General features: G+C 75.0%; 3 protein-coding genes. 1 reads left to right on the top strand and 2 read right to left on the bottom strand.

What is annotated here, in order from left to right; all coding sequences use genetic code 11:
- Positions 1 to 112: 112 nt before the first annotated feature.
- Both AB0O00_RS38385 and AB0O00_RS38380 read right to left on the bottom strand, forming a co-directional pair.
- A complete protein-coding gene (locus AB0O00_RS38385; protein ID WP_363659317.1) occupies positions 113 to 601 on the bottom strand; it encodes a DUF6228 family protein in 489 nt (162 codons plus the stop codon).
- Between the two features lie 24 nt (positions 602 to 625).
- Entirely contained in the window at positions 626 to 1099 is a 474-nt protein-coding gene (locus tag AB0O00_RS38380; protein ID WP_363659316.1) for a nucleoside deaminase, read from the bottom strand.
- A gap of 166 nt (positions 1100 to 1265) precedes the next feature.
- Between AB0O00_RS38380 and AB0O00_RS38375 the strand changes: the two genes are divergently transcribed.
- The coding region (locus AB0O00_RS38375) for a hypothetical protein (protein ID WP_363659315.1) at positions 1266 to 1636 on the top strand (371 nt) is incomplete at its 3' end.

Here is a 1636-nt window from a genome sequence, read left to right as displayed (position 1 = left end):
ACGGTTGACCGCCGATGGAACACCAGTCGGTCCGAGCGACACACGGACACGACCGCGGCCGGGGCAGGTGCCTGCCCCGGCCGCGGTGTGGTGTGTCGGGAGGGTCGGATCGTCAGATGCTGAACGGAGTCGCGGAACGGCCGTGGTTGCCGGCCGGCGGGGTGAGGAGGCTCCGGACGTCGGCCGCGAGGGCGGACATCTGCTCGCCGGCGTCGAGCCAGGTGGTGACGGACGCCTCCCAGCCGCAGCACGCCGACCGCCACGGGCGAAGGGTCCAGGTCAGCCCGACGTGGCCGCCGGAGCGGAAGGCGGCGCCGACGGTGAGGTCGCGGTCGAGGGTCTGCCACACCCGCTGACCGACCCAGCCGCGGAAATCCGCGGCCAGTTCCTCCAGGAACTGCGGCAGGTCCGTGCCCCACGGCCAGGCGACCACGTCGTCCACGCGGGCGGCCAGCCCGGGCGCGGACGCCTCGACGGCGTAGAGCACGCGGTCGTCCTCGGGCCGGGACGGGTCGCACAGCCGCAAGGTGACGGCGTCGTTGTCACGGCAGCGGACGGTCACGGCGGTGGGCGTGTCGGTGGCGGTGTGGTGGGTGCTCATCGTGAAGAGGTTAGATCAGGGGTGCTACCCCCAGTAGCCGGTGTGGACGGCGGCGGCCTCTTCGAAGAGGTGGGGGCCCGAGACCTCGACGGTGTTGCCGCCGGCGGCGAAGACGTCGCGGCAGGGGAGGGTGAGGACCGGCTCGTCGGGGTCGACGCCGGCGATGACGTTCAGTTCGGGGGCGGCGAGGGCGTAGACGACCCGGCGGATGCCGCTCCAGTAGATCGCGCCGGCGCACATGGCGCACGGCTCGGTGCTGGAGTACAGGGTGGCCCCGGCGAGCTGGGCGGGGGCCAGGTGGCGGGAGGCCTGGCGGACGAGGTTGGTCTCGGCGTGGGCGGTGACGTCGTGGTCCGTGAGCACGGTGTTCTCGGCCGTGAGCAGGACGCCGCCGGAGTCGTCGGTCAGCAGGGCGCCGAAGGGGTGGTTGCCGTGGGCCCGGGCGGAGGCCGCGAGCTCGATGGCCGTGAGCAGGTGGGTGCGGGTCTGGTCGGCCATGGCGGATCTCCTCGGGGCGGCGGGGGACGACGGGGTCAAACGTATAGCGCGCGGGGCGGCGGGCGGCGGTGGCGAGCCCGTCGGGTTTGATCGAAACCGCCGGGGCCGGCCGTGCGTCCCCGAAGGCAGCCGGGCGTACGGACCGTTCGGGGACGGGGGAGTCGTGGTGAGCGGCAGTGTCGGGTACGCCGACTGCGTGCTGTTCGTGCTGGACCGTGCGCGCCGGGAGGCGCGGTCGGGCGGTGCGGCCGAGGTGGAGCCGGATCATCTGCTGATCGGCCTGGGGGCGTTGTGCCGCGCCGATCTGGCGGACCTGCTCGTCCGCAGGGGGCTCGACGAGGCGGCGCGCGAGGCGGTGGCCGGGGAAGCGGCGCGCGTGCGGGAGTGCTTCGACCGGGCGGGGGTGCATCCGAGGGTCCTGCGCCGTAGCCTGCGCACCGCGCTCGCCGAGGGCGCCGAGGGCGGGGCGGTCGGGGCGGTCGGGGCGGTCGCGGCGGGGGCCGCGCGCGTCGTCCACCGCAGCCGCGCCTCCTACCG

Origin of the sequence: Kitasatospora sp. NPDC093558, from assembly GCF_040683475.1 — a bacterium.
Classification (GTDB): Bacteria; Actinomycetota; Actinomycetes; order Streptomycetales; family Streptomycetaceae; genus Kitasatospora.
This window is presented reverse-complemented; position numbering and strand designations above follow the sequence as displayed.